The organism is Salinihabitans flavidus, assembly GCF_900110425.1.
In the GTDB taxonomy this organism is placed as follows: Bacteria; Pseudomonadota; Alphaproteobacteria; order Rhodobacterales; family Rhodobacteraceae; genus Salinihabitans; species Salinihabitans flavidus.
This window is the reverse complement of sequence record NZ_FODS01000017.1, coordinates 52,090-73,975: the sequence shown is the minus strand read 5'-3', so window position 1 is coordinate 73,975 and position 21,886 is coordinate 52,090. Positions and strand designations below refer to the sequence as shown.

The window sequence follows — 21,886 nt, the reverse complement described above, 5'->3', positions numbered from 1 at the left end:
AAGCTGCTCTCAAAGAGGAGACCTGCGCAATGGCGAAACTGAGTGCGTTCAACTTTCAGAACTGGATCGACGAGCATCGGCACCTGCTCAAGCCGCCGGTGGGAAATCAGCAGATCTGGGAAGACGCCGATCTGATGGTCACGGTCGTGGGCGGGCCGAACAAGCGCACCGATTACCACGACGACCCGGTGGAGGAATTCTTCTACCAGCTTGAAGGCGACATGGTGCTGAAGATCTATGACGGAGAGGAATTCTATGACGTTCCGATCCGCGAGGGGGAGATCTTCCTGCTGCCGCCGCATGTGCGCCATTCGCCCCAGCGCCCGCAGGAAGGCTCCATCGGGCTGGTGATCGAGCCCAAGCGCGCCGAGGGCGAGCTTGACGCCATCGAATGGTATTGCTTCAACTGCGGCAGCCGCGTGCATCGCGCCGAGACGCAGCTTCAGTCCATCGTGCGCGACCTGCCGCCGATCTACGAGAAATTCTATGCCTCGACCGAGGCGCGCACCTGCCCGAACTGCGGCGAGGTGCATCCGGGCAAGGAGCCGCCGGAGGGCTGGGTCACGCTCTGACCGGACCCGCCCCATCCTCGCGCGGGCGGCTCTGCACAATAAAACAAGACACACCCAAGGGAGACACGCATGACACACCACCTTCTCAGATCGACCGCGGCGGCCGTGGCCGCGGCGCTGACCCTCGGCGCGGCCACGGCGGCGCAGGCGGCGGAATTCCGGCTGGGCCTGATCACGCCGCCGCCGCATATCTGGACGCGCGCGGCCGAGAGCTTCGCCGCCGACCTCAACGAGGCGTCGGGGGGCGATCATTCCGTCACCGTCTTCCCCTCGCGCCAGCTCGGCAACGAGGCGCAGATGATGCAGCAGTTGCAGACCGGCGCGCTTGACATGGTGTTCATGACGGTGGCCGAGGTGTCCAACCGCGCGCCCGATTTCGGTGCCTTCTACGCGCCCTATCTGGCCAGCGACATCGACCACGCGGCCCGCATCCTGCGCACCGATACCGCGCGCGATCTGCTGGAGCAGCTTCCGGCCAAGGCGGGGGTTGTCGGCCTCGGCTATGGCATGGCCGGGCTGCGCCAGATCGTGACCCGCGGCGAGGTGGACAGCGTCGATGATCTCAAGGGACTGAAACTGCGGATCACCCCGTTCGATCCGATCCTCGATTTCTACAACGCCATCGGCGCGGCGCCCACGCCGATGCCGCTTCCGGATGTCTATGACGCGCTGGCCAACGGGCAGGTGGACGCCATCGACATGGACGCCGAACTGATCTGGCTGCTGAAATACTATGAACACGCCGACACGATCATTCAGTCCGATCACATGATGTTCCCGATGGTGGGGCTGGTCTCGGCCCGCGTCTGGCGCGACCTGCCGGAAGAGGACCGCGCGATGATCAGCGAGCTGATGGCGGAGCATCTCGACAGCACCATCGACAGCTACATGGAGAAAGAGCCCGAATGGCTTGAACAGATTCAGGACACCGGCAAGACTTACATGAAGGTGGACGCCGATTTCTTCGAGGGTGCGGTGGCCGAATGGGACGCGATCTGGAGCGAGCGCAGCGCGGTCCTTGACGATATCCGCGCCGCGGCGCAAGACGTGGAATAAGGCCGGACGCATGGCACCCCGCCGGGGCGCGTTGGCGCGCGCCCCGGTTTCGCTTGAGGAGATCACAGAGTGCTCGCGAAGATCTCGGCAGCCTGGGCATGGGCCGAACTGACCCTCGCGGCGCTGCTTGCGGTGGCGATCTCCGGTCTTATCCTGCTCAATGTGGTCACCCGTTCTCTCGGTGCCGCGATCTACTGGACCGATGAGCTGGCGATCTACGCCATGGTCTGGATGACCTTTCTGGCCGCCTCCGCCGCGCTGCATCACCGGCAGTCCATCGCGGTGACGATCTTCCGCGATTACCTTCCCCCCCGCTTTCGGCTGCCCCTGGCGAAAGCCGTCGATCTGGTGATCTTCGTCTTTGCCTGCCTGATGGTGTGGTTCTGCTGGCGGTGGTTCATGCCGCTGGATCTGCTGCGCGCGGGATTCGACGTGGAGGCGTTTCAGGCGGAGACCTTCAACTTCATCTATGCCGAACCGACGACGACGCTTCGGATTCCCAAGGTCTGGGTCTGGCTGGTGATGTGGCTCTTTGCCCTTGGCGCGCTGCTGCACAGTGTCACCAACCTGCTGGAGCCGCCCGGCGGGACGGAGCCCGCCAAATGACCCCTGTTGTCTTTGTCCTGCTGCTCTTCGGCGCGGTGCCGGTGGCGCTGGTGCTGGCGCTGACGGCGATCTGGTATGTCTGGGAGAGCGGCAACACCGTTCTGTTCGACAGCTTCGCCCAGCAGATGTTCTCGGGGGTGGAGAATTACGGCCTTCTGGCGATCCCGCTGTTCATGCTGACCGGCGAATTGATGAACGAAGGCGGCATGACAAAGCGGCTGATCAACGCCGCGCGGGTCTTTGTCGGCGGGTTTCGCGGCGGTCTGGCCTATATCAACCTTCTGGCCAACATGTTCATGGCGGCGATCATCGGCTCCGCCGCGAGCCAGATCGCGGTGATGTCGCGCGCGATGGTGCCGGCGATGGAGCAGGAAGGCTATGACCGGGGCTTTGCCGCCGCCACCACGGCGGCGGGGGGGCTTCTGGCGCCGGTGATCCCGCCCTCCATGCTGTTCGTGATCTACGGCGTTCTGGCGCAGATCCCCATCGGTGACATGTTCATCGCCGGGATCATTCCGGGGCTGATCCTGTCGGTGGCCTTCGCGCTGGTGATCGCGGCCATCGGCATCTGGCATCAGCACCCCAAGGGCAACTGGCTGAGCTGGCCGGACGCGCGCCGGGCGCTCCTGCAATGCCTGCCTGCGGCGCTGATTCCCGTGGCGATCATCGGCGGCATCCTTCTGGGCATCGCCACGCCGACGGAATCGGCGGCGGTCGCCTCTTTCATCGCCTTCCTCATTGGCTGGCTGATCTATCGGGAGTTGCGCCCCGCGCAGCTTTTCACGCTGTTCAAGCGCACCGCGACCAATGCGGCGATGGTGATTTTCATGATCGCGGCGGCCAATGTCTTTGGCTGGGTTGTGATCTACGAGGCGCTGCCGCAGAAGCTCGCGGCGCTGATCACCTCGGTGACGCAGGACCCCTTCGTGTTCCTGCTGATCGTGAACGCCATGCTGCTGGTGGTGGGGATGCTGATCGACGGGATCGCGGCGCTTATTCTCGTGACACCGATCCTGCTTCCGATCGCGATGAACTCCTATGACATCGACCCCTATCAGTTCGGCGTGGTGATGAGCCTCAACCTCGTGCTGGGGCTGCTGACGCCGCCGGTGGGCGTGGGGCTCTATATCGCCTCGGCGATGAGCGGCGCGCGCACCGGGGAGATCTTGCGCGCGCTCTGGCCGTTCCTGCTTGCGGTGGCGGTGACGCTTCTGGCGCTGAGCTATTTTCCGGCGCTGTCCACCGCGCTTCTGTGACGGGGCGCGCCCTCACATCGCGGCGGCGACCCCGCGCAGGGCCTGAAGAAACGCTGCCCCCGCCGGCGACAGGCTTTCCTCGGAGCGGTAGGAGACGCCGACCGGCCCGATCCCGAACGGCAACGCCCAGGGCAGCCGCTCAAGCGTGCCGGTCGCCAGATCCTGCGCGGCCACATGGGCGGGCATCAGGCCGATGAAATGCTGGCTTTGCAGCAGGGCGCGGTTGGTCAGGTAGGACACCGATTCCACCGCGACGGGCGGGAAATACTGCCCCTGCCGGATGAAGTACTGATCGAGTTGCCGGCGCAGCGTCGTCTCCACCGGCGGCAGGATCCAGCCGTATTGCTTGAGATCGTCGAACCCGATGTCGGTTTTTCCCACAAGCGGGTGATCGCGCCCCACCACCGGCAGGATCTTTTCCTCGAACAGCGTCCGCTGCATCAGCTCGCTGCGGTGGCGGTGGGTGGGCAGGCGCCCCACCACAAGGTCGATCTCCCCCGCGCGCAGCGCGGGCATCAGCACCTCGTTGGTGCCCTCCACCACCTTGATGGCGACGTTCGGGCGTTGGCGCAGCACCTCCTCGATGGCCATCGGCAGAAGATGCGGAGAGGCCGCCAGAAGCGTGCCGACCACGACGCGCCCGCTGCTGCCTTCGTTGAGATCGTCAAGCTCCTGCGCCGCGTTCGACACCTGCGCGAAGATCAGCTTGCCATGCCGGATCAGCGCCTCGCCATAGATCGTCGGGATCACGCCGCGGTTGGTGCGCTCGAAAAGCCGCACTTCGAAGTCAAGCTCCAGATCCTTGATCATCTTGGTCGCGGCGGGCTGCGACACGTTCAGCTCGCGCGCGGCGTTCTGGATGTTGCGATGCTTGCCCACCGCCACAAGAAGCCGAAGCTGCTTGAGCTTCAGTCGCGTCAGAACGCGTTCGACGATACGGGAATGACGCAGGGCCAATGGGGCGCTCTCCTCGCTGGTGGCGGGTGGATCTGTTCGAGAATAGAACGCCACAACGCCCATCGCCGCAAGGGCGGACCTTTCGGGATGGCCCGGCAGGCTCTGGTCAGTGCCATGACAGGCAGGCCGCGTTGCCGATCAGGCCGATCATCACACCGACCCCGCTCCGTTTCGGGGGCGCTCCGGCTGTCGCCCTCACCATACGCACTACCTGAAACCGTGGCTATCCATTTGGGTTATATCAGGTTCCGTTCTTTGTATTTTATCCGGCCCGGCGATCATGCTCTTTTCGCCCTGCGCTCAGGAAGTTGTTTGGGGCCATGATGCAGGACAATCAGGCAAGGGATATTGGGGCGCCGGTCCCGCGCCGCGAGGATGCGGCGCTGGTGCGCGGGCAGGGGCTCTACACCGACGACGTCGCGCTCGACGCGCCGCTGCATGTCGCCTTCCTGCGCAGCCCCGTGCCCTTCGGGACCATCGACGCGGTTGACACCGACGAGGCAGCCGGGGCCGAGGGCGTCGCCGGGGTGTTCACCGGCGCCGACGTGGCGGATCTGGGCGATCTTGCGGTGAACCCGGCGCTACCGATCACCTATCGGCCCGATTTTCCGGTTCTGGCCACGGGGCATGTGCGGGCCGTGGGACAGCCCGTCGCCGCCGTTCTGGCCGACAGCGCCGCCCGCGCGCAGGACGCCGCCGAACTGATCTTTGCCGACATTGCCGACGCGCCGACGCCCGCCCCCCGCCTCGTGGCCGAGAAACACTGGCGAAGCGGCGATGCGGAGGCGGCCTTCGCCGGGGCGGAGATCGTGGTGGAGTGCACCCTGCGCCATCCGCGCCTCGCCCCCTCCCCGATGGAGCCGCGCGCGATCGCCGTGGCCCATGACGCTGAAACGGGGGGCGTGACCGTCTGGCTCTCGACGCAGACACCGCACCGCGCCCGTAGCGAGCTGGCGCAGATCCTCGGCGTTGACGCTGCGCTGATCCGTGTCATCGCCCCGCATGTCGGCGGCGCCTTCGGGATGAAAGCCTCGCTTTATCCCGAAGAGGTGTTCGCCGTCTGGGCCGCCTTCCGGCTCAAGCGCAATGTGAAATGGACCGCCACGCGGTCGGAGGAGTTTCTGGCCGCCACCCACGGGCGCGGCGTGACCAGCCACGGGGCGCTGGCGCTGACCCGCGACGGGCGGTTCACCGGCCTGCGCGCGCGGGTGGAGGCGCCTCTGGGCCACTGGCTGCCCAACAGCGGGCTGATCACGGCGTGGAACGCGGGGCGGATCCTGCCCTCGGCCTATCGCGTGGGGGCGGTCGATGTGACCACCCGCGCGATGATGCACGCCACGGCCGCCATGGGCATTTATCGCGGCGCCGGACGACCCGAGGCCAACAGCCTGATGGAACGGCTCATCGACAAGGCGGCGGCGGCCACCGGGATCGACCCGCTGGAGATCCGGGCGCGCAACCTGCTTGGCCCCGCCGATCTGCCGCACACCACCGCGACGGGCGAGGTGCTCGATTCCGGCGACTATGCCCGCGCGCTCGACCTGCTGCGCGACAAGGGCGGCTACGTACAGGCGCTGGCCGAGCGCGACGCCCGCCGCGCGCGCGGTGAGCTGGTGGGGGTGGGCACCGGGTTTTATATCGAGCCGTCGGGCAGCGGCTGGGAAACCGCGCGGGTGAGCGTGGATGAAAACGGCGATGTGCTGGTGGCCAGCGGCTCCTCCTCGCAGGGGCACGGGCGCGAAACCGCCTTTGCCCAGATCGCCGCCGACACACTGAACATCCCGATGGACCGCATCACCGTGCACTGCGGCGATACCGGCACCTGCCCCGAGGGGATCGGGGCGCTGGCCAGCCGCAGCACCGCCATCGGCGGTAGCGCCGTTCTGCGCGCCTGCGAGGTTCTGCGCGCCCGGCTCGACGCGGGCGCCAACGCGCCCCAAAACGTTGAGGTCAGATACACGAACAAGGGGCCGGCCTGGGGCTACGGCGCCTATCTGGTGCTGCTGAGCATCGACCGCGTCACCGGCGCCCCCCGGATCGAGCGGGCCGCCTGCGTCGATGACACCGGGCGGATCATCAACCCCACGCTGGTCGCGGGGCAGATCCTCGGCGGCTTCGCGCAGGGGCTGGGAGAGGCGCTTCTCGAACAGGTGGTCTATGACGACGACGGGCAGCTTCTGACCGGCTCTTTCATGGATTACGCCATGCCGCGCGCCGCCGACATGCCCCCGCTCGATCTGCACAAGTTCGAAACGCCAAGCCCGATGAACGTCCTTGGCGCCAAGGGCGTCGGAGAGGCGGGGACCATCGGCGCCCCCGTTGCCATTCTGAACGCGGCCATCGACGCGCTGCGCCCTCTGGGTGTCGAAGACCTCGACATGCCGCTGACGGCGCAAACGCTGTGGCGCGCGATCCGCACCGCCGAACAAGGAATCGCTCCATGAAATACGCCAAACGCGACGCCAAGGACTACGCCAGAGAGCATATGCGCGGCATCTGGGCCGCCGCGCTCAACCCCTTCCACGAGGACGGATCGTTCAACGAGGACGGGCTGCGCCACAATATCCGCCACTGGATCGACGATCTGGAGATCGCGGGACTGTTCATCGCCGGCAAACAGGGGGAGTTCTTCTCCATGTCGCTGGAGGAGCGCAAGCGCAACATCGAGATCGCGGTGGAGGAATGCGACGGCAAGGCGGCGACGATCATGTCCGCCTCCGATCAGAATTTCGACACCGTGCTGGAGCTGGCCCGCCACGCGCAGGACTGCGGCGCCGACTACGTGGTGGTGCACGCGCCCATGCTGCATTTCGTCACCGACCCAGACGAGACCGTCTACAACTACTACAAGCTGCTGTGCGACCGGCTCGACATCGGCATCGCCATGTGGAGCCACCCCGACAGCGGCTATCTCATGAGCCCGGAGCTGTGCGCGCGGGTGGCCGAGCTGCCCAATATCGTGGCGATCAAGTATTCCGTCCCGCGCGAGATGTATGTGCGCCTGACCCATATGGTCGGCGACAAGATCCAAGTCTCCACCGCGTCCGAGGATGACTGGCTCGACAATATCGAGGAACTGGGCTGGAGGCTCTATCTCTGCTCCTCGCCGCCCTATCAGCTTCAGACGAAGACCGACCGGAGGATGCACGACTACACGCAGCTCGCCTTCGCCGGCAAATTCGACGTGGCCCGCAAGATCCGCGACAGCCTCGATCCGGTGCGCGAAGCGATCCGCGGCACCAAACCCGGCGGCAAGCCGCAGGCGCATGGCAAATACTGGCAGGAGCTTCTCGGTCAGGTCGGCGGCCCGGTGCGCGCGCCGCTTTTGCAACTCACCGAAGAGGAAAAGGCCCGCACCCGCGCCGCGTTCGACGCCTGCGGCCTGAAACACTGACCCGGCCCCGTCGGGGAAACCGACATGCACCTGTCCGGTGAACACCTCATCCGCCGCGTCCTGCGCGCCGCTGCGGGTCCGGCGCGCCTCTCCCTTTCTCTGTTCCGCAAATACTCGTAAAGCAACGCCCGCCGCGTTAACGGCGGGCACGGGGCGCGCGCGCCGGTTGCCGACACCGACGTAATACCGACGTTATACCGACGCGATACCGAAACGGGTTTTTCCACGATTTCAGGGCGTTAACCCCGATTCGCCCAAAAGTGTCCCGGCTCCGTTCACAGCGGGCGGATTTTCAGACGCGTGATCCGGTTGTCCTTGCGCGCCACCACCTCGAAGCGGAATCCGTGGAACGAGAAGACCTGCCCCACGGTCGGGATCATCTGCGCCTCGTGGATCACCAGCCCGGCCACGGTATTGGCCTCCTCGTCGGGCAGGTTCCACTCGCTCGCGCGGTTGAGGTCACGGATCGTCATCGCCCCGTCCACGATATACTGTCCATCCTCTGCCTTGCGGATCGGATGTTCGGCGTCGGGGTCGAATTCGTCCGTGATCTCGCCCACGATCTCTTCGAGGATGTCCTCCAGCGTGATCAGTCCGCGCAGCGATCCGTATTCATCCACCACCAGCGCGAAATGCGACCGACGCCGCAGAAACTGCCGCATCTGCTCATCGAGCGAGGTGGTTTCGGGCACGAAATAAGGCTTCTTGGCCACATCGGTGATGCGAAAACCGCTCAGATCTTCCATGGTCGCGTCGGGCTCGGCGATCTGGCGATACATGGCCCGGAGCAGATCCTTGGCATGGACCACACCGATGATGTTTTCCGGGTCGTCTTTGAATACCGGAAGGCGGGTGTGGCTGCTCTCGAGGCATTGGTTGAGGATGTCCTCGGGCGCGTGGTCGGCGTCCACCATCTCTATCCCGGAGCGGTGCAGCATGATCTCTTCCACCGCGCGCTCCGACAGGTCGAGCGCGCCGAGAATCCGGTCGCGGTCCTCCTTTTCGACAACGCCTTCCGAATGGCCAAGCTGGATCGCGCCGGCGATCTCCTCGCGCACGGCGAGGATATGGCTGTCAGGGTCCGTCTGCACCCCGAAAGCCCGCAACATAAGGCGCACGAACATCCGCACCACCCCCACCACGGGTGCAAAGACCGTCACAACCATCGCGATCGGGGCGGCCACTTTCGAGGCGGCCGCCTCGGCGTTGGTGATGGCATAGGTCTTGGGCAGAACCTCGGCGAAGACCAGCACCAGAACGGTCATCACAAGGGTCGCCAGCGCCACGCCCGATTCTCCGAACAGTCTTGTGAACAAGGCCGTGGCGAGTGAGGCGGCGAGGATGTTGACCAGATTGTTGCCCAGAAGGACAGAGCCGATCAGCCGCTCGTTGTCCTCGGTGATGCCAAGCGCGCGCGCCGCGCCGCGATTGCCCTTGTCGGCCTGGCTGCGCAGCTTCCCGCGTGAGGCGGCGGTGAGCGCGGTCTCACTGCCCGAGAAAAACCCCGACAGCACCAGCAGCGCAAGGATGGCCCCGATGCTGATCCAGAACCCGGCGTCGAATGTCATAGATGTCGCGTCCATGAAATAACCTGTCCTCTTGTTCGCAAGCGTTATGGGCCGCAAGGGCCGCGCGATCAAGGGACAGTGCGGTCACGGCTCGTCCGGCGGTGCGTCTCGCGCCAGCGGATGATGCTCCAGCACCAGATCGGACAACCGCTCGTCGAGCACATGGGTATAGATTTCGGTCGTGGCAATATCGGCATGGCCCAGAAGGGTCTGGATCGCCCGCAGATCGGCGCCATTGGCCAACAGATGCGTGGCAAAGGCGTGGCGCAGCGTATGCGGCGTGACCTTGGACGGAGAGAGGCCGCCCGCCACCGCCAACTCCTTGATCAGAAGGTAGAAACGGTGCCGCGTGAGATGGCCCAGCTTGCCGCGCGATGGAAACAGGAAGGTCGAGGGGGCCTTGCCCTTCGCGCGCGCGGCATCCTCGGCGGCGTCACGATACGTGAGCCATTCGGCCAGAGCGCCCCGCGCGGGCGGCGAGAGGGGGACCATCCGCTCCCGTCCGCCCTTGCCGAGGATCAGAAGCATGTTGGGATCGCCCCGCGCCGCGGACACGGGAAGCGAGACAAGCTCACTGACCCGCATTCCCGTGGCATAGAGCAGCTCGATCAGGCATGTATTGCGCGCGCGATCCTGCTCCGCCCGCCCCGACCGGCGCGCCGCGTCGAGCAGGCGGTCCACTTCCGCGATATCAAGCGTTCCGGGCAGGCGGCGGTTTCGGCCCGGCCCGTGGATGCGAATGGCCGGATTGTCCTCGCGCCAGCCTTCCTCGAAGGCAAAGCGGTAAAGCTGCCGGATCGCTGATAGGCGCCGGGCCCGCGTCGATTGCGCCAATCCCTGCGTCTCGCAGTGCACGAGGTAGGCCTCGATGTCCTCGCGCGCGGCGGTTTCGAACTGTCCGGGGCGCCGGGACAACCACTCTCCGAAATCCTGAAGATCGCGCGCATAGGCCATCTGGGTGTTTCTGGTCGCGCCCTGTTCGGCGGCCTGCGCCTCAAGAAATGTGGCGATCCAGCGCGCCGCCCCGGTCATATCCGCCGCTCCAGAAGCAGCACCTGAAGCGCGGCGCGGCGGGCGGTATCCTCAAGCCCCAGAGCCCGGAGACTCGCCAGCGCCTTGGTCAAAGCCTCCGGATCGCCCGCGGCCCCACGGGTGTAAAGCTGCATGGCACGCAGAATGACTTCACCGAGTTGCCCGCGCGCGAGTTTGGCGGAAAGCTCCTGCGGCACGCCCGCGCCGTGAAACGCATCCGCGATGGCGCGCGCTGTCTGTTCTGACGGGGTGCGCGGCGGGCTGCCTCTGGCAAGCCCGGCAAGCATGTCAGCCGGGCCGCGCTCTGCCGCGGCTTCATAGCGCGGCGAGAGCATTACGATTCGCCGCGCGATGTCCTGCGCCGGACCGCTGAGCGTCATGGACAGAAGATCGGAGGCATAGAGACCCGCAAAGGGCACCTCGAGCCGCGCGGCGCGCATCGCCTCCCACGCGGGAATGATCGTGTCCGCAATAGCGCCCTCATCGCCAGAGCGCATCGCCGCGTCAAAATTCTGCACCGCCGTCACCCGCTCCCAAATCATGCCGGAAGCCGCCGGCTCGCGTTCCGTGTAGAGCCCCAGAAGGTGGTTGCCGGGCAGGGCCCCCGTTCGCGCCAGGCGCTCCGCCGCCTCAAGCTGCGCCTTCCAGCCCGCCGTGTCGCGCAGGTCGGCATGGGCGAAGGCACGCGGCAGAAGAGTCGTGGGCCGGCTTTCGCCGACCGCCTCATAAAGTCGAAAGAGAAGCGGCGAGGGCTTGCGTGCAGCGACGAGGATCGGTTCTTGGCCAATGACTTCAGGGTCGAGAAAGCGCAGCAAGAGCGCGTCTTCCTCCTTGCTCAGCAGCCCGAGCGCGTTGGCCGTGCCGAGCGTGAGTGCCGCCGTCTGCCAATCGCCCGACCGCGCGGTGCAGAAGATGCGCGCCGCATAGCCGGGTGCCAGATGCGGTGCCCGCAGAAGCGCGTCACAGGCGGTGTCCTCTTGTCCCATCAGAAGCGTTACATCGAACCAGCGTGCGAAAAGCGCGGGCGTGTCGGCGCCGGCTCGTTCCAGTAGCGCGTTGGCCTGTTCCAGTGCCCCGAGATCAACCAGCTTGTCGATCCGCGCCAGCAGAAGCTGATCTCCGGATCCACCCAGCGGCGGGTTCGCCTCTGCCAGCAGGAGCGTATAAAGCAGCGCCTGCATCGCGGGCAGGTCGCTGACCCGCTGCTCGGCAATGAGCCGCGCCAGCATCTCCGCCCGGCTGGACTGCCAGAGCGTCGCCGGAAGCCCGGTCACGCTCGCTGGTAAAAGCCCCACCGCATCGCGCCGCGCCTCGCCCAGCTTGCCGACGGAAATCTCCGGGGACGTCGCGCTTTCGGCGACGGGCGGCTCCCCCGGTGCGGTGTCCATGTCGAGCGTGACCGTCGGTGTGGTCGACAGCCAGTCGATCGCGCTCAGCGGGGTTTGCGCGCCGGCCTGTCCGGCCAGAATCGCCAGCACCGTGGCAAGATATGCGCCCTTATTCGGCATCGAGCGTCATCGGCACCCGGATTTCCTCGCTGGGGGCGGTGAAGTCGGCACCGAAAATCGGACCGAGATAGGCATAGCCCACAAGCCCGACGGCCGCGATAACGATGAGATAGACTAGTGTCCGGAACACTCTGCCCATGAGATTTCCCCGATGATGTGCCTGCCCGTTTTCTTTTGGTTTATATATGGTCTTTTGCTCAAGTTCACGTCATTCAATGGCCTGAGGCGAAATTCCGCCCGGATTTTTTCCGGCAGAGGACGAGACGGAAGCGGAGACCTGCGTGAGGCTGAAAAAGACGGTTGTGATGGTGGGCATGATGGGCGCTGGCAAGACGGCCGTGGGCCGGTCACTTGCCGCGCGGCTCGGTGTGCCGTTCCTCGATTCGGACGCTGAGATCGAAAGCGCCGCCAACATGACCATCGCCGAAATATTCGCCCGCGACGGGGAGGCGTTTTTTCGGCGCAAGGAAAGCCAGGTGATCGCGCGGCTGCTCGACGCCGGGCATGGTGTGCTGAGCACGGGTGGGGGGGCCTATCTGTGCCGCGAAAACCGCCGCGCCATCACCGAAAAGGGCGTGGCGGTCTGGCTCGATGCCGATCTCGACCTGCTCTGGCAACGTGTGCGCCACAAGGGAACGCGGCCCTTGCTGCAAACCAGAGCCCCCTATGCCACGCTCAAGGCGATTTACGAGGAGCGCGTGCCGATCTATGCGCTTGCCGATCTTCGTGTGCAGGCCGATCCGGCCTTTTCAATCGAGCGCATGACCGACGCGGTGATCGCGGCGCTGCGCACAAGACCCGATGTTCTGGAGGCGGTGCAATGATGGAGACGGTTCACGTCGGGCTTGGCGCGCGGAGCTATGACATTCACATCGGTCCCGGGCTTCTGGAGCGGGCGGGGGCGTTGATCGGCCCGCACCTCGCGCGTCCACGCGTCGCCGTTGTCACCGATGAGAACGTCGCCGCCGCCCATCTCGATGGCCTGCGCGCGGGGTTGGCAGCTGGCGGCGTGTCGATGGAGGCGTTGATCCTGCCGCCCGGTGAGGCGACGAAGGGCTGGGTGCAGTTCGAGCGCACGGTGGAATGGCTTCTGGATCAGAAGGTTGAACGCCGCGATCTGGTCGTGGCCTTCGGCGGCGGGGTGATCGGGGATCTGACCGGCTTTGCCGCGGCCGTGTTGCGCCGGGGCGTGGGATTCGTGCAGATCCCGACATCGCTTCTGGCGCAGGTGGACAGCTCCGTTGGGGGTAAGACCGGGATCAACGCGCCGCAGGGCAAGAACCTGATCGGCGCCTTTCATCAGCCCGCGCTGGTGCTCGCCGATACCGATGTGCTTGGCACGCTCCCGCCGCGCGATTTCCTTGCCGGCTATGGCGAGGTGGTGAAATACGGGCTTCTGGGGGACGCGGCGTTTTTCGAGTGGCTCGAAAGGCACGGGCCCGCCCTTGCCGCCGGGGACGCGCCGGCGCGCATCGCCGCGGTGAAACGTGCCTGCGAGATGAAGGCGGAAATCGTCGCGCGCGACGAGACCGAACAGGGCGATCGCGCGCTGCTCAACCTCGGGCACACCTTCTGTCACGCGCTTGAGGCCGCGACCGGATATTCCGGCCGGCTCCTGCACGGGGAAGGCGTGGCGATCGGATGCGCGCTGGCGTTCGAGCTTTCGGCGCGGCTGGGGCTTTGTCCGCAAGAAGAGCCGGGCCGTGTGCGCGCGCATCTGCGCGATATGGGCATGAAGGTCGATCTCGCGGATATTCCGGGTGATTTGCCGGATGCCGACGCGCTTCTGGATCTGATGGCGCAGGACAAGAAGGTGGTGGACGGACGGCTTCGTTTCATCCTCGCGCGCGGGATCGGGCAGGCCTTCATCACCTCGGATGTGCCCACCGATACCGTGCGCGAGATGTTGCAGGAGGCGCTGGCGACGCGGGGCTGAGCGCCCCTGCGATCAAAGCTGCGCCATCACCTCGTCGGAGGCGTCGAAGTTTGTCGTCACGCGCTGCACGTCATCGTCGTCTTCCAGCGCGTCGATCAGCTTCATCAGCTTTTGCATGTCCTCCAGATCGAGTTCTGTCGTGTTTGTCGGTCTCCACACCAGACGGGTGGACTCGGACTCCCCCAATTCGGCCTCGAGCGCATTGGACACGTCGTTCAGTTCGGTATCGGCGCACCAGATCACATGCCCGTCGTCCGAGCTTTCGACATCCTCCGCGCCCGCCTCGATCGCGGCCATCATTATCGTATCGGCATCGCCCGCATCAGCGGGGTAGGTCACTTCGCCCTTGCGCTCGAACATGAACGCGACAGAGCCGGTCTCCCCGAGGTTGCCGCCATTTTTGGTAAAGGTGGAACGCACGTTCGACGCGGTGCGGTTGCGGTTGTCGGTCATCGCCTCGACAATCACAGCGACCCCGTTCGGGCCATACCCCTCGTAGCGGATCTCCTCATAGTCGTCCGCGTCCCCGCCCTGCGATTTCTTGATCGCGCGTTCGATCACGTCCTTGGGAACGGAATTCGACTTGGCATCCTTGACGGCCAGACGAAGCCGCGGATTCTTCTCCGGGTCGGGATCGCCCATCTTGGCCGCTACGGTAATCTCCTTGGACAGCTTGGAGAAAAGCTTTGATCGCGCGGCATCCTGACGCCCCTTGCGATGCTGGATATTTGCCCATTTGGAATGGCCGGCCATGCGTCCTCGCCCTGATATGTTCCGAGTTTCGACACCCTATAGACCAAGCCGACAGGGGGCTGCAAGCCGCCGCTGAGCGAACGGACAATCCGGCGCCGAACGCCTCAGATGAAGGTCGCGCGAAGCTCTGCCAGACGGGTGATCGGATCGTCGGCCCGCCAGATTTCTTCTCCGATGGCGAAGAAATCGGTGATCGGGGCAAGGCGACGCAGCGACTCTTCATCCAGCGCGCCCTCGGCCACAACCGGGATCTCGACGACATCCGACCACCACGCAAACAGATCGCTCTCGGCCACTTCGCCATCGCCGAGCGGTGTCCGGCCCACGGGTCCGAAGCTGACGTAGTCGGCCCCGGCCTCGCCCGCGCTGAGCCCATCGTGACGGGAAGCGCCGCAGAAGGCGCCGACGATGGCATCGTCGCCAAGGGCCTTGCGCGACTTGCGGACAGAGCGCGCACCATCTGTCAGATGCACCCCGTCGAGACCGAGCCGTTCCGCAAGGATCAGGTGTTCGGAGATGACAAGGGCGACGTCGCGGGCATGCGTCACCTCGCGCAGCGCGTCCGCCGTGCGGGAAACATGATCCTCGTCGCGGGTGGCCAGCGCCAGCCGAACGCAGGCAATCTCGGTGCTGTCGAGCACCCTTGCCAGCGTGTCGGGAAAGCGGCTGAGCTCGATCTCTGGCGGCGTGACGAGGTAGATCTGCGGGTGCTCGGGATCGGCCATTTGCGGGCTCCGTCTTCTTGCCGTGAGTCGTGCCCCTATATCGCGGATAAACCGTCTTGGCTACGCTGGCGGCGGGCCGGGCGGTGGATTGCGAGCGTGGTTTGTGCCCTCGGCTTGTCATGCCGGCGGGGTGGGGCTATCAGCGGTGCGTTCGCCCCGGATGCAGAGGATACCATGTCCGACCCCAGCCCCCAGCCCGCCTTCGTTCTGGTGCGCCCCCAGATGGGGGAGAATATCGGCGGTGCGGCGCGTGCGATGTGGAATTTCGGGCTCGATCGGATGCGCGTGGTTGCCCCGCGCGACGGCTGGCCTAATTCGAAGGCCGTGGCGATGGCCAGCGGGGCGGGGCGACTACTCGACGAGGCAAGGCTCTGCGCCACCACGGCCGAGGCGCTGGAGGATTGCACCTATGTCTTTGCCACGACGGCGCGGGCGCGTGGATTAACGAAACCCGTGGTCACGCCCGAGCGCGCGATGGAACTGGCGCAGGACAAGATCGCCGCCGGGGGGCGGGTCGCGGTTTTGTTCGGGCCGGAGCGCGCGGGGCTTGAAAACGACGACATTGCCCGGGCCAATGCGATCATCAACGTGCCGGTGAACCCGGAATTCGCCTCTCTCAATCTGGCGCAATGCGTTCTTCTGACTGCTTATGAATGGCGCCGCCGGACCAGCATGGCGCCGCCGGAGACGATGGAGATGGCCAAAACGGAATGGGCCAGCCACGTCGAGATGGACAAGCTCGCCCAGCACTACGAAGAGCGGCTGGACGAGGCGGGTTTCTTTTTCCCGCCGACGAAGGCCGAGGGGATGAAGATGAACCTGCGCAACCTGTGGTCGCGCATGCCGCTCACACGCGCCGATGTGCAGATGCTGCATGGCATCCTGCGTCAAATGGTGCGTTGGAAAGACCGGGGCTAACCGCTTGAAGCGCCACGGGGTGCGCCCTACTCTTCGGTCCAACGTGAGGAAAGCGAACATGAGCAACAAGCGCAGTATCTTTGAGGAGGTGGGCGGAACACCTGCCAAACCGGGGCCGCAATCGGGCCTGATCGACAAGCGGCCGAAGGGGGCCCGGCGCGGCGTGCGGGTGTGGCTCATGGTGCTGTTCGCGCTCGTGGTGACGATGATCGTGGTGGGCGGGCTGACCCGGTTGACCGATAGCGGGCTGTCGATCACCGAATGGAGGCCGGTGACTGGTGCCATCCCGCCCCTGTCGCAAGCCGAATGGGAAGCGGAATTCGCCAAGTATCAGACAATCCCGCAGTTCACGGAGCAGAACCACTGGATGGGTCTTGAGGATTTCAAGACGATCTACTGGTGGGAGTGGGGGCACCGGCAACTGGGCCGGGTGATCGGTTTTGTCTGGCTTTTCGGATACCTCGGCTTTGCGGTGGCGCGGCGGGTGCCGCCGGGCTGGCATGGCCGGCTGTTCCTCATCGGGGCGCTTGGCGGGGTGCAGGGAGCCGTGGGCTGGTGGATGGTGTCCTCGGGGCTGGGGGACGGGCGGTTGAGCGTGGCGTCCTATCGACTGGCGGTGCATCTGGGGCTGGCCTTCGTGATCCTGGGCTTCATTGCCTGGTATGTGTTTCTGCTTGGCAGGCCGGAGCGAGATCTGATGCAGGCGCGGCGCGGGCGTGAGGGGAAACTCTTTTCGCTCTCCACCGGGCTTTTGCACGCGTCCTTCGTGCAAATCCTGCTTGGTGCGCTGGTGGCGGGGATCGACGCGGGCCGGACCTTCACCGACTGGCCGCTTATGGCGGGGGGGGTGTTGCCGCCCGACATGTTCGGATTGTCACCGCTTTGGAGCAACTTCTTCGAAAATCCGGGGCTCGTGCAGTTCATTCATCGGGTCTGGGGGTATCTGCTGCTGATCTTCGCGGTGGTGGTCTGGCTGCGCGGGCGCCATTCCGCGCATGCGGTCACGCGGTCCGCGTTCAACGCCATGTTGGCGGCGCTGGTGGCGCAGGTCGTGTTGGGCATCGTAACGGTGCTTTATATCGCGCCGTGGCAACTCGCGATCCTGCATCAGCTTCTGGCCGTGGTGGTCTGGGTTCTGATCCTGCGCGCGCGCTTTCTGTCACACTACCCTGTCGCCCGTTCCATTCGAGAAGGATAAGCCATGTCTGCCTATGACGAACTGATGCGGTTTCAGCATGACACGGAGGCGCTTGCACAGGTCGCTGGCCGGCTTGGCTGGGATCAGGAAACGATGATGCCGCGCGGCGCGGCCGATCAGCGGTCCGACGAGATGGCCGCGATGGAAACCGTGCTGCATGCCCGCCGCATTGATCCGCGTGTGGGGGCATGGCTTGATGCGATCGACCCCGAAACGCTCGATCCCGTGGGCCGCGCGCAGGTACGCGAGATCAGGCGCAGCTATGAACGGACGCGCAAGATTCCGGCGGATCTCGCGGCCCGGATCGCCAAGGTGACGAGCAAGGCGCAGGGCCAATGGGCGATCGCGCGCGCGAATGAAGATGTCGCGGCCTTTCTGCCCGTGCTGGAAGAGGTCGTGCAGCTCAAGCAGCAGGAGGGCCAAGCGCTGGCAGATGGCGGCGATGTCTATGATGCGATGTTGCAGGATTATGAGCCGGGCATGAGCGCGGCGGCGCTCGATGAGATATTCGGTGCGATGCGGCCCCGCCTGGTCGCCTTGCGCGCGGCGGTTCTGGACCGGCCCGCGCCCCCGGCACTCGCCGGGCATTTCGACGCGCAGACCCAGATGCGGCTGGCGCGTCAGCTTGCCAGGACCTTCGGCTATGACATGTCGCGCGGGCGGCTCGACAAGGCGGTGCATCCGTTCTCGTCAGGGTCGGGGCATGATGTGCGGATTACCACCCGAACCTCCGAGATCGACCCGTTCAACTGCCTCTACTCCACAATCCACGAGGTCGGCCACGCTTGCTATGAGCAAGGGATCGACGACGCCTATCTGCTCAGCCCTCTGGGGCAGGGCGTGTCCATGGGGGTGCATGAAAGCCAGAGCCGGATCTACGAAAATCAACTTGGCCGCTCACGGGCCTTTACCGGATGGCTTTACGGGCAGATGCGTGATGCCTTTGGAGATATCGGAATTGCGGATGAAGAGTCCTTCTATGCCACGGTGAACCGGGTGCATGACGGTTATATCCGCACCGAGTCCGACGAGGTGCAATACAATCTGCATATCATGCTGCGCTTTGATCTGGAGCGCGCAATGATGGCGGGCGATCTGCCTGTGAGCGATCTTGAGGCCGCGTGGAACGATCGCTTCGAGGCGGATTTCGGCTATGCGGTGGACAAACCGTCCAACGGCTGTTTGCAGGATGTGCATTGGTCGGTCGGGCTGTTCGGGTATTTCCCGACCTATGCGCTTGGCAATGTTTACGCCGGGTGCCTGCATGAGGCGCTGCGCGGTGCGGTGCCGGATCTTGATGCGCAGCTTGCCGAGGGCGATACGTCGGCGGCAACGGGGTGGCTTCGTGACAATCTGCAACGGCATGGCGGATTGCGTCTTCCGCGTGAGACGATCACCCATGCCAGCGGTATGGAGCCGGGGCCGGAACCGTTGCTGTCCTATCTCGAAGCGAAATTCGGGGCGCTTTATGCGCTGAAGGCGGCCTGAGAGGCCGCCTTCGGGGGATGGTTCCGCCAGTCGCGCCGGCAGATTATTCCTCTGCCGCGTCCTCGTCTCCCTGATCGGCGATCCAGGCCACGCTGACCACCTCCTCATCGGGGCCGGTGTTGAACACCTTCACCCCCCCGGCGCTGCGCGAGCGGAAGGAAATGCCTTCGACCGGAACCCGGATCGACTGCCCCTTGGATGTGGCAAGCATGATCTGATCCTCCAGGTCCACCGGGAAGGACGCGATCAGAGCGCCGCCCCGCATTGCCTTGTCCATGGCCGCCACACCCTGACCCCCACGACCGCGCAGGGGGTAGTCATGGCTGGAGCTGAGCTTGCCCATGCCACGGGCGGTGATGGTCAGAATCAGGTTCTCGGCCGCCGACATCTGTGCATAGCGTTCCTGTGTGATGGAGCCTTCCACGGTATCTTCATCACCCTCGACGTCATCGGGAAGTCCCGCAACCGCACGCCGCATCTTCAGGTAGGCGGCGCGTTCTTCGGACGTGGCCTCGAAATGGCGGATCACCGACATCGACACGACACGGTCGCCATCGCTGAGCCGGATACCGCGCACGCCGGTTGAATCGCGCCCCTTGAAGACACGCACATCAGTGGTTGCAAAGCGGATTGCGCGGCCAGAATCCGTCACCAGCATGATGTCATCGTTCTCGGTGCAGATGCGCGCATTCACCAGTTCCACCCCGTCGGGCAGTTTCATGGCGATCTTGCCGTTCCGCTTGACGTTGGTGAAATCGCTGAGCGCGTTGCGCCGCACATTGCCCGCCGAGGTGGCGAACATGATCTGAAGGTTGTCCCACTCTGCTTCGGGAACGTCCACAGGCATGATCGCGGCGATGCCGACCCCTGTGGGAATGGGAAGGATATTGACCACCGCCTTGCCGCGTGAGGTGCGCCCGCCCAACGGCAAGCGCCAGGTCTTGAGCTTGTAGACCATCCCTTCCGTTGTGAAGAACAGAAGCGGCGTATGGGTGTTGGCCACGAAAAGCGTGGTCACCACGTCCTCGTCCTTGGTCTGCATCCCGGCGAGGCCCTTGCCGCCGCGGCGCTGTGCGCGGAAGTCGGATAGCGCGGTGCGCTTGATATAACCGCCGGAGGTCACGGTTACGACCATGTCCTCACGCTCGATCAGGTCCTCGTCCTCCATATCACCGGACCAGTCGGCGATCTCGGTGCGGCGCGGCACGGCGAAAAGGTCTTTCACCTCTTGCAGTTCGCTCACGATGATCCCCTTGATCCGGTCGCGGGAAGAGAGAATCTCCAGGTATTCCTTGATTTTGCCAGCCAGATCCTCAAGCTCGTCCGTTACCTCTTTCACGCCGATCTGGGTCAGGCGTTGCAGGCGCAGATCGAGGATGGCACGCGCCTGAAGCTCGGAGAGATTGTAGGTTCCGTCCTCGTTCATCGTGTGGGTCGGATCGTCGATCAGCCTGATATAAAATGCGATGTCGGAAGCGGGCCAGCGCCGTGTCATGAGTTTCTCGCGGGCCTCGGCGGCGTCGGCAGAGCCGCGAATTGTGGCGACCACCTCATCCACATTGGACACCGCGACGGCCAGACCACACAGAACATGACTGCGTTCGCGGGCCTTGCGCAGCAGGTAGGCGGTGCGCCGCGCGACCACATCTTCGCGGAAATCAATGAAGGATGTCAGGAACTTGCGCAGCGTAAGTTGTTCGGGCCGCCCGCCATTCAGGGCGAGCATGTTGCAACCGAAGTAGGTCTGCATCGGGGTGAATCGGAAAAGCTGATTGAGCACCACTTCCGGTGTCGCGTCGCGTTTCAGTTCAACAACCACGCGGACGCCGGAGCGATCGGATTCGTCCTGAACATGGGCGATGCCTTCGATGCGTTTCTCGCGAGCGGCCTCGGCGATCTTCTCGATCATCGTGGCCTTGTTCACCTGATACGGGATCTCGTCGATGACGATGGCATAGCGATCCTTGCGCAGTTCCTCCACGCGGGTTTTGGACCGGATGATGACCGAGCCGCGCCCTTCGAGATAGGCTTTGCGCGCACCGGACCGACCGAGCATGATCCCGCCGGTTGGAAAATCGGGGCCAGGGACATACGCGAGCAGTTGTTCCGAACTCAGATCAGGATCCTCAATCAGCGCAAGGGTGGCGTCAATCACCTCGCCGAGGTTATGCGGCGGGATATTGGTCGCCATACCCACGGCGATGCCCCCGGCGCCGTTGACGAGCATGTTCGGAAATCGCGCCGGCAGAACCATTGGTTCGCGATCCTTGCCGTCGTAATTGTCCTGGAAATCAACGGTTTCCTTGTCAATGTCCGCCAGCATGTAGGAGGCGGGCTTGTCCATGCGGACTTCGGTATAGCGCATGGCGGCGGCGTTGTCGCCGTCCATCGAGCCGAAGTTGCCCTGGCCGTCGAGCAGTGGCAGCGACATGGAAAAATCCTGCGCCATGCGCACGAGGGCATCGTAGATCGCACTGTCGCCGTGGGGATGGTAGCGGCCCATCACATCGCCCACCGGCCGCGCCGATTTGCGGTAGGGCTTGTCGTGGGTGTTGCCGGTTTCGTTCATCGCATAGAGGATTCTGCGGTGAACCGGCTTGAGACCGTCACGAAGATCGGGAATGGCCCGGCTCACGATCACGCTCATCGCGTAATCGAGATAGGAGGCCCGCATCTCGTCTTCGATGGAAATTGTAGGTCCATCGTGCGCCATATGGCCGGGGCCGGATTCTTCTTCGTTTTCAGGTGGTTCTGGCGTATCGCTCACGTATGTGCTCGCTTTTTCTGCGCGGACTATATCTTGTTACCCGACTTATAACAGAGGCAGGATATGGGCTGCAATGGGCCTTCCCCAGATGCTTTGGCAGCCACGGAGAGGCGCTGCTAACATATTGTTTTTATTGATAATTAAATTATTGA

Annotated in this window: 19 protein-coding genes; 11 read left to right on the top strand and 8 right to left on the bottom strand. The window is 64.7% G+C overall.

The annotated features are described in order from the left end of the window. The first annotated feature begins 29 nt into the window (after positions 1-29). The 4 genes from BMW66_RS13720 to BMW66_RS13705 all read left to right on the top strand — a co-directional run bounded on the left by BMW66_RS13720 (position 30) and on the right by BMW66_RS13705 (position 3,490). Positions 30-572 carry a 3-hydroxyanthranilate 3,4-dioxygenase gene (locus BMW66_RS13720; RefSeq protein WP_093119350.1) on the top strand — a complete coding sequence of 181 codons (543 nt, stop codon included), beginning with the start codon at positions 30-32 and terminating at the stop codon, positions 570-572. A gap of 69 nt (positions 573-641) precedes the next feature. Beyond that, positions 642-1,628 (top strand): TRAP transporter substrate-binding protein, encoded by a 987-nt coding sequence (locus BMW66_RS13715; protein ID WP_093119348.1) that lies wholly within the window; start codon positions 642-644, stop codon positions 1,626-1,628. Between the two features lie 69 nt (positions 1,629-1,697). Further along, on the top strand, positions 1,698-2,234 hold the full coding sequence (locus BMW66_RS13710) for a TRAP transporter small permease (RefSeq protein WP_093119347.1): 537 nt from the start codon (positions 1,698-1,700) through the stop codon (positions 2,232-2,234). Beyond that, complete coding sequence (locus BMW66_RS13705; RefSeq protein ID WP_093119345.1) at positions 2,231-3,490, top strand: TRAP transporter large permease; 1,260 nt, start codon at positions 2,231-2,233, stop codon at positions 3,488-3,490. Before BMW66_RS13710 ends, BMW66_RS13705 begins: the two co-directional genes overlap by 4 nt. Positions 3,491-3,502: 12 nt before the next feature. Here BMW66_RS13705 and BMW66_RS13700 read toward each other — a convergent pair whose 3' ends face one another. Then, complete coding sequence (locus BMW66_RS13700) at positions 3,503-4,447, bottom strand: LysR substrate-binding domain-containing protein (protein ID WP_093119375.1); 945 nt, start codon at positions 4,445-4,447, stop codon at positions 3,503-3,505. A gap of 320 nt (positions 4,448-4,767) precedes the next feature. Here BMW66_RS13700 and BMW66_RS13695 point away from each other — a divergent pair, with 320 nt between their 5' ends. Both BMW66_RS13695 and BMW66_RS13690 read left to right on the top strand, forming a co-directional pair. After that, the gene (locus tag BMW66_RS13695) at positions 4,768-6,891 is read left to right on the top strand and encodes a xanthine dehydrogenase family protein molybdopterin-binding subunit (RefSeq protein ID WP_245729484.1); all 2,124 of its coding nucleotides are present in this window, start codon (positions 4,768-4,770) and stop codon (positions 6,889-6,891) included. After that, positions 6,888-7,841, top strand: a complete 954-nt coding sequence (locus tag BMW66_RS13690; protein WP_093119343.1) for a dihydrodipicolinate synthase family protein — start codon at positions 6,888-6,890, stop codon at positions 7,839-7,841. The genes BMW66_RS13695 and BMW66_RS13690 overlap by 4 nt, the downstream gene beginning before the upstream one ends. A gap of 275 nt (positions 7,842-8,116) precedes the next feature. Here the strand turns inward: BMW66_RS13690 and BMW66_RS13685 are convergent, their stop codons facing one another. The 4 genes from BMW66_RS13685 to BMW66_RS20360 all read right to left on the bottom strand — a co-directional run bounded on the left by BMW66_RS13685 (position 8,117) and on the right by BMW66_RS20360 (position 12,088). Next, complete coding sequence (locus tag BMW66_RS13685; protein ID WP_093119341.1) at positions 8,117-9,424, bottom strand: HlyC/CorC family transporter; 1,308 nt, start codon at positions 9,422-9,424, stop codon at positions 8,117-8,119. Between the two features lie 69 nt (positions 9,425-9,493). After that, positions 9,494-10,441 carry a tyrosine recombinase gene (locus BMW66_RS13680; protein WP_093119340.1) on the bottom strand — a complete coding sequence of 316 codons (948 nt, stop codon included), beginning with the start codon at positions 10,439-10,441 and terminating at the stop codon, positions 9,494-9,496. Further along, positions 10,438-11,949 carry a hypothetical protein gene (locus BMW66_RS13675; RefSeq protein ID WP_093119338.1) on the bottom strand — a complete coding sequence of 504 codons (1,512 nt, stop codon included), beginning with the start codon at positions 11,947-11,949 and terminating at the stop codon, positions 10,438-10,440. The genes BMW66_RS13680 and BMW66_RS13675 overlap by 4 nt, the downstream gene beginning before the upstream one ends. Further along, complete coding sequence (locus tag BMW66_RS20360; RefSeq protein WP_175483249.1) at positions 11,939-12,088, bottom strand: hypothetical protein; 150 nt, start codon at positions 12,086-12,088, stop codon at positions 11,939-11,941. The genes BMW66_RS13675 and BMW66_RS20360 overlap by 11 nt, the downstream gene beginning before the upstream one ends. Positions 12,089-12,179: 91 nt before the next feature. Here BMW66_RS20360 and BMW66_RS13670 point away from each other — a divergent pair, with 91 nt between their 5' ends. Together BMW66_RS13670 and aroB are read left to right on the top strand one after the other, a co-directional pair. Beyond that, positions 12,180-12,773 carry a shikimate kinase gene (locus BMW66_RS13670; RefSeq protein WP_093119336.1) on the top strand — a complete coding sequence of 198 codons (594 nt, stop codon included), beginning with the start codon at positions 12,180-12,182 and terminating at the stop codon, positions 12,771-12,773. Next, complete coding sequence (gene aroB, locus BMW66_RS13665; protein ID WP_093119335.1) at positions 12,770-13,885, top strand: 3-dehydroquinate synthase; 1,116 nt, start codon at positions 12,770-12,772, stop codon at positions 13,883-13,885. Before BMW66_RS13670 ends, aroB begins: the two co-directional genes overlap by 4 nt. Before the next feature lie 12 nt (positions 13,886-13,897). Here the strand turns inward: aroB and BMW66_RS13660 are convergent, their stop codons facing one another. Then, the gene (locus tag BMW66_RS13660) at positions 13,898-14,638 is read right to left on the bottom strand and encodes a YebC/PmpR family DNA-binding transcriptional regulator (protein WP_093119333.1); all 741 of its coding nucleotides are present in this window, start codon (positions 14,636-14,638) and stop codon (positions 13,898-13,900) included. A gap of 104 nt (positions 14,639-14,742) precedes the next feature. Continuing rightward, positions 14,743-15,363 (bottom strand): thiamine phosphate synthase, encoded by a 621-nt coding sequence (locus BMW66_RS13655; protein ID WP_093119332.1) that lies wholly within the window; start codon positions 15,361-15,363, stop codon positions 14,743-14,745. A 174-nt stretch (positions 15,364-15,537) separates the two neighbouring features. On the opposite strand from BMW66_RS13655, the gene BMW66_RS13650 reads away from it, so the two are divergent. Genes BMW66_RS13650 through BMW66_RS13640 form a run of 3 tightly spaced genes read left to right on the top strand, consistent with a single transcriptional unit; the run spans position 15,538 to position 18,967 of the window. Continuing rightward, positions 15,538-16,281 (top strand): RNA methyltransferase, encoded by a 744-nt coding sequence (locus tag BMW66_RS13650; protein ID WP_093119330.1) that lies wholly within the window; start codon positions 15,538-15,540, stop codon positions 16,279-16,281. Positions 16,282-16,339: 58 nt separating this feature from the next. Continuing rightward, positions 16,340-17,479, top strand: a complete 1,140-nt coding sequence (gene ctaA, locus BMW66_RS13645) for a heme A synthase (protein WP_093119328.1) — start codon at positions 16,340-16,342, stop codon at positions 17,477-17,479. Positions 17,480-17,482: 3 nt separating this feature from the next. Further along, positions 17,483-18,967: a carboxypeptidase M32 gene (locus BMW66_RS13640; protein ID WP_093119326.1), complete on the top strand. Its 1,485-nt coding sequence runs from the start codon at positions 17,483-17,485 to the stop codon at positions 18,965-18,967. Positions 18,968-19,010: 43 nt separating this feature from the next. Here BMW66_RS13640 and gyrA read toward each other — a convergent pair whose 3' ends face one another. Next, a complete protein-coding gene (gene gyrA, locus BMW66_RS13635; protein WP_093119325.1) occupies positions 19,011-21,734 on the bottom strand; it encodes a DNA gyrase subunit A in 2,724 nt (907 codons plus the stop codon). Positions 21,735-21,886: the final 152 nt, after the last annotated feature.

Bases quoted from the DNA above. Each gene is read 5' to 3' on its own strand.
- BMW66_RS13695 (WP_245729484.1), top strand. From the start codon at position 4,768: ATGATGCAGGACAATCAGGCAAGGGATATTGGGGCGCCGGTCCCGCGC.
- BMW66_RS20360 (WP_175483249.1), bottom strand. From the start codon at position 12,088: ATGGGCAGAGTGTTCCGGACACTAGTCTATCTCATCGTTATCGCGGCC.
- ctaA (WP_093119328.1), top strand. From the start codon at position 16,340: ATGAGCAACAAGCGCAGTATCTTTGAGGAGGTGGGCGGAACACCTGCC.
- BMW66_RS13715 (WP_093119348.1), top strand. From the start codon at position 642: ATGACACACCACCTTCTCAGATCGACCGCGGCGGCCGTGGCCGCGGCG.
- BMW66_RS13685 (WP_093119341.1), bottom strand. From the start codon at position 9,424: ATGGACGCGACATCTATGACATTCGACGCCGGGTTCTGGATCAGCATC.
- BMW66_RS13660 (WP_093119333.1), bottom strand. From the start codon at position 14,638: ATGGCCGGCCATTCCAAATGGGCAAATATCCAGCATCGCAAGGGGCGT.
- BMW66_RS13655 (WP_093119332.1), bottom strand. From the start codon at position 15,363: ATGGCCGATCCCGAGCACCCGCAGATCTACCTCGTCACGCCGCCAGAG.
- BMW66_RS13690 (WP_093119343.1), top strand. From the start codon at position 6,888: ATGAAATACGCCAAACGCGACGCCAAGGACTACGCCAGAGAGCATATG.
- BMW66_RS13680 (WP_093119340.1), bottom strand. From the start codon at position 10,441: ATGACCGGGGCGGCGCGCTGGATCGCCACATTTCTTGAGGCGCAGGCC.
- BMW66_RS13720 (WP_093119350.1), top strand. From the start codon at position 30: ATGGCGAAACTGAGTGCGTTCAACTTTCAGAACTGGATCGACGAGCAT.
- aroB (WP_093119335.1), top strand. From the start codon at position 12,770: ATGATGGAGACGGTTCACGTCGGGCTTGGCGCGCGGAGCTATGACATT.
- BMW66_RS13650 (WP_093119330.1), top strand. From the start codon at position 15,538: ATGTCCGACCCCAGCCCCCAGCCCGCCTTCGTTCTGGTGCGCCCCCAG.
- BMW66_RS13640 (WP_093119326.1), top strand. From the start codon at position 17,483: ATGTCTGCCTATGACGAACTGATGCGGTTTCAGCATGACACGGAGGCG.
- BMW66_RS13705 (WP_093119345.1), top strand. From the start codon at position 2,231: ATGACCCCTGTTGTCTTTGTCCTGCTGCTCTTCGGCGCGGTGCCGGTG.
- BMW66_RS13675 (WP_093119338.1), bottom strand. From the start codon at position 11,949: ATGCCGAATAAGGGCGCATATCTTGCCACGGTGCTGGCGATTCTGGCC.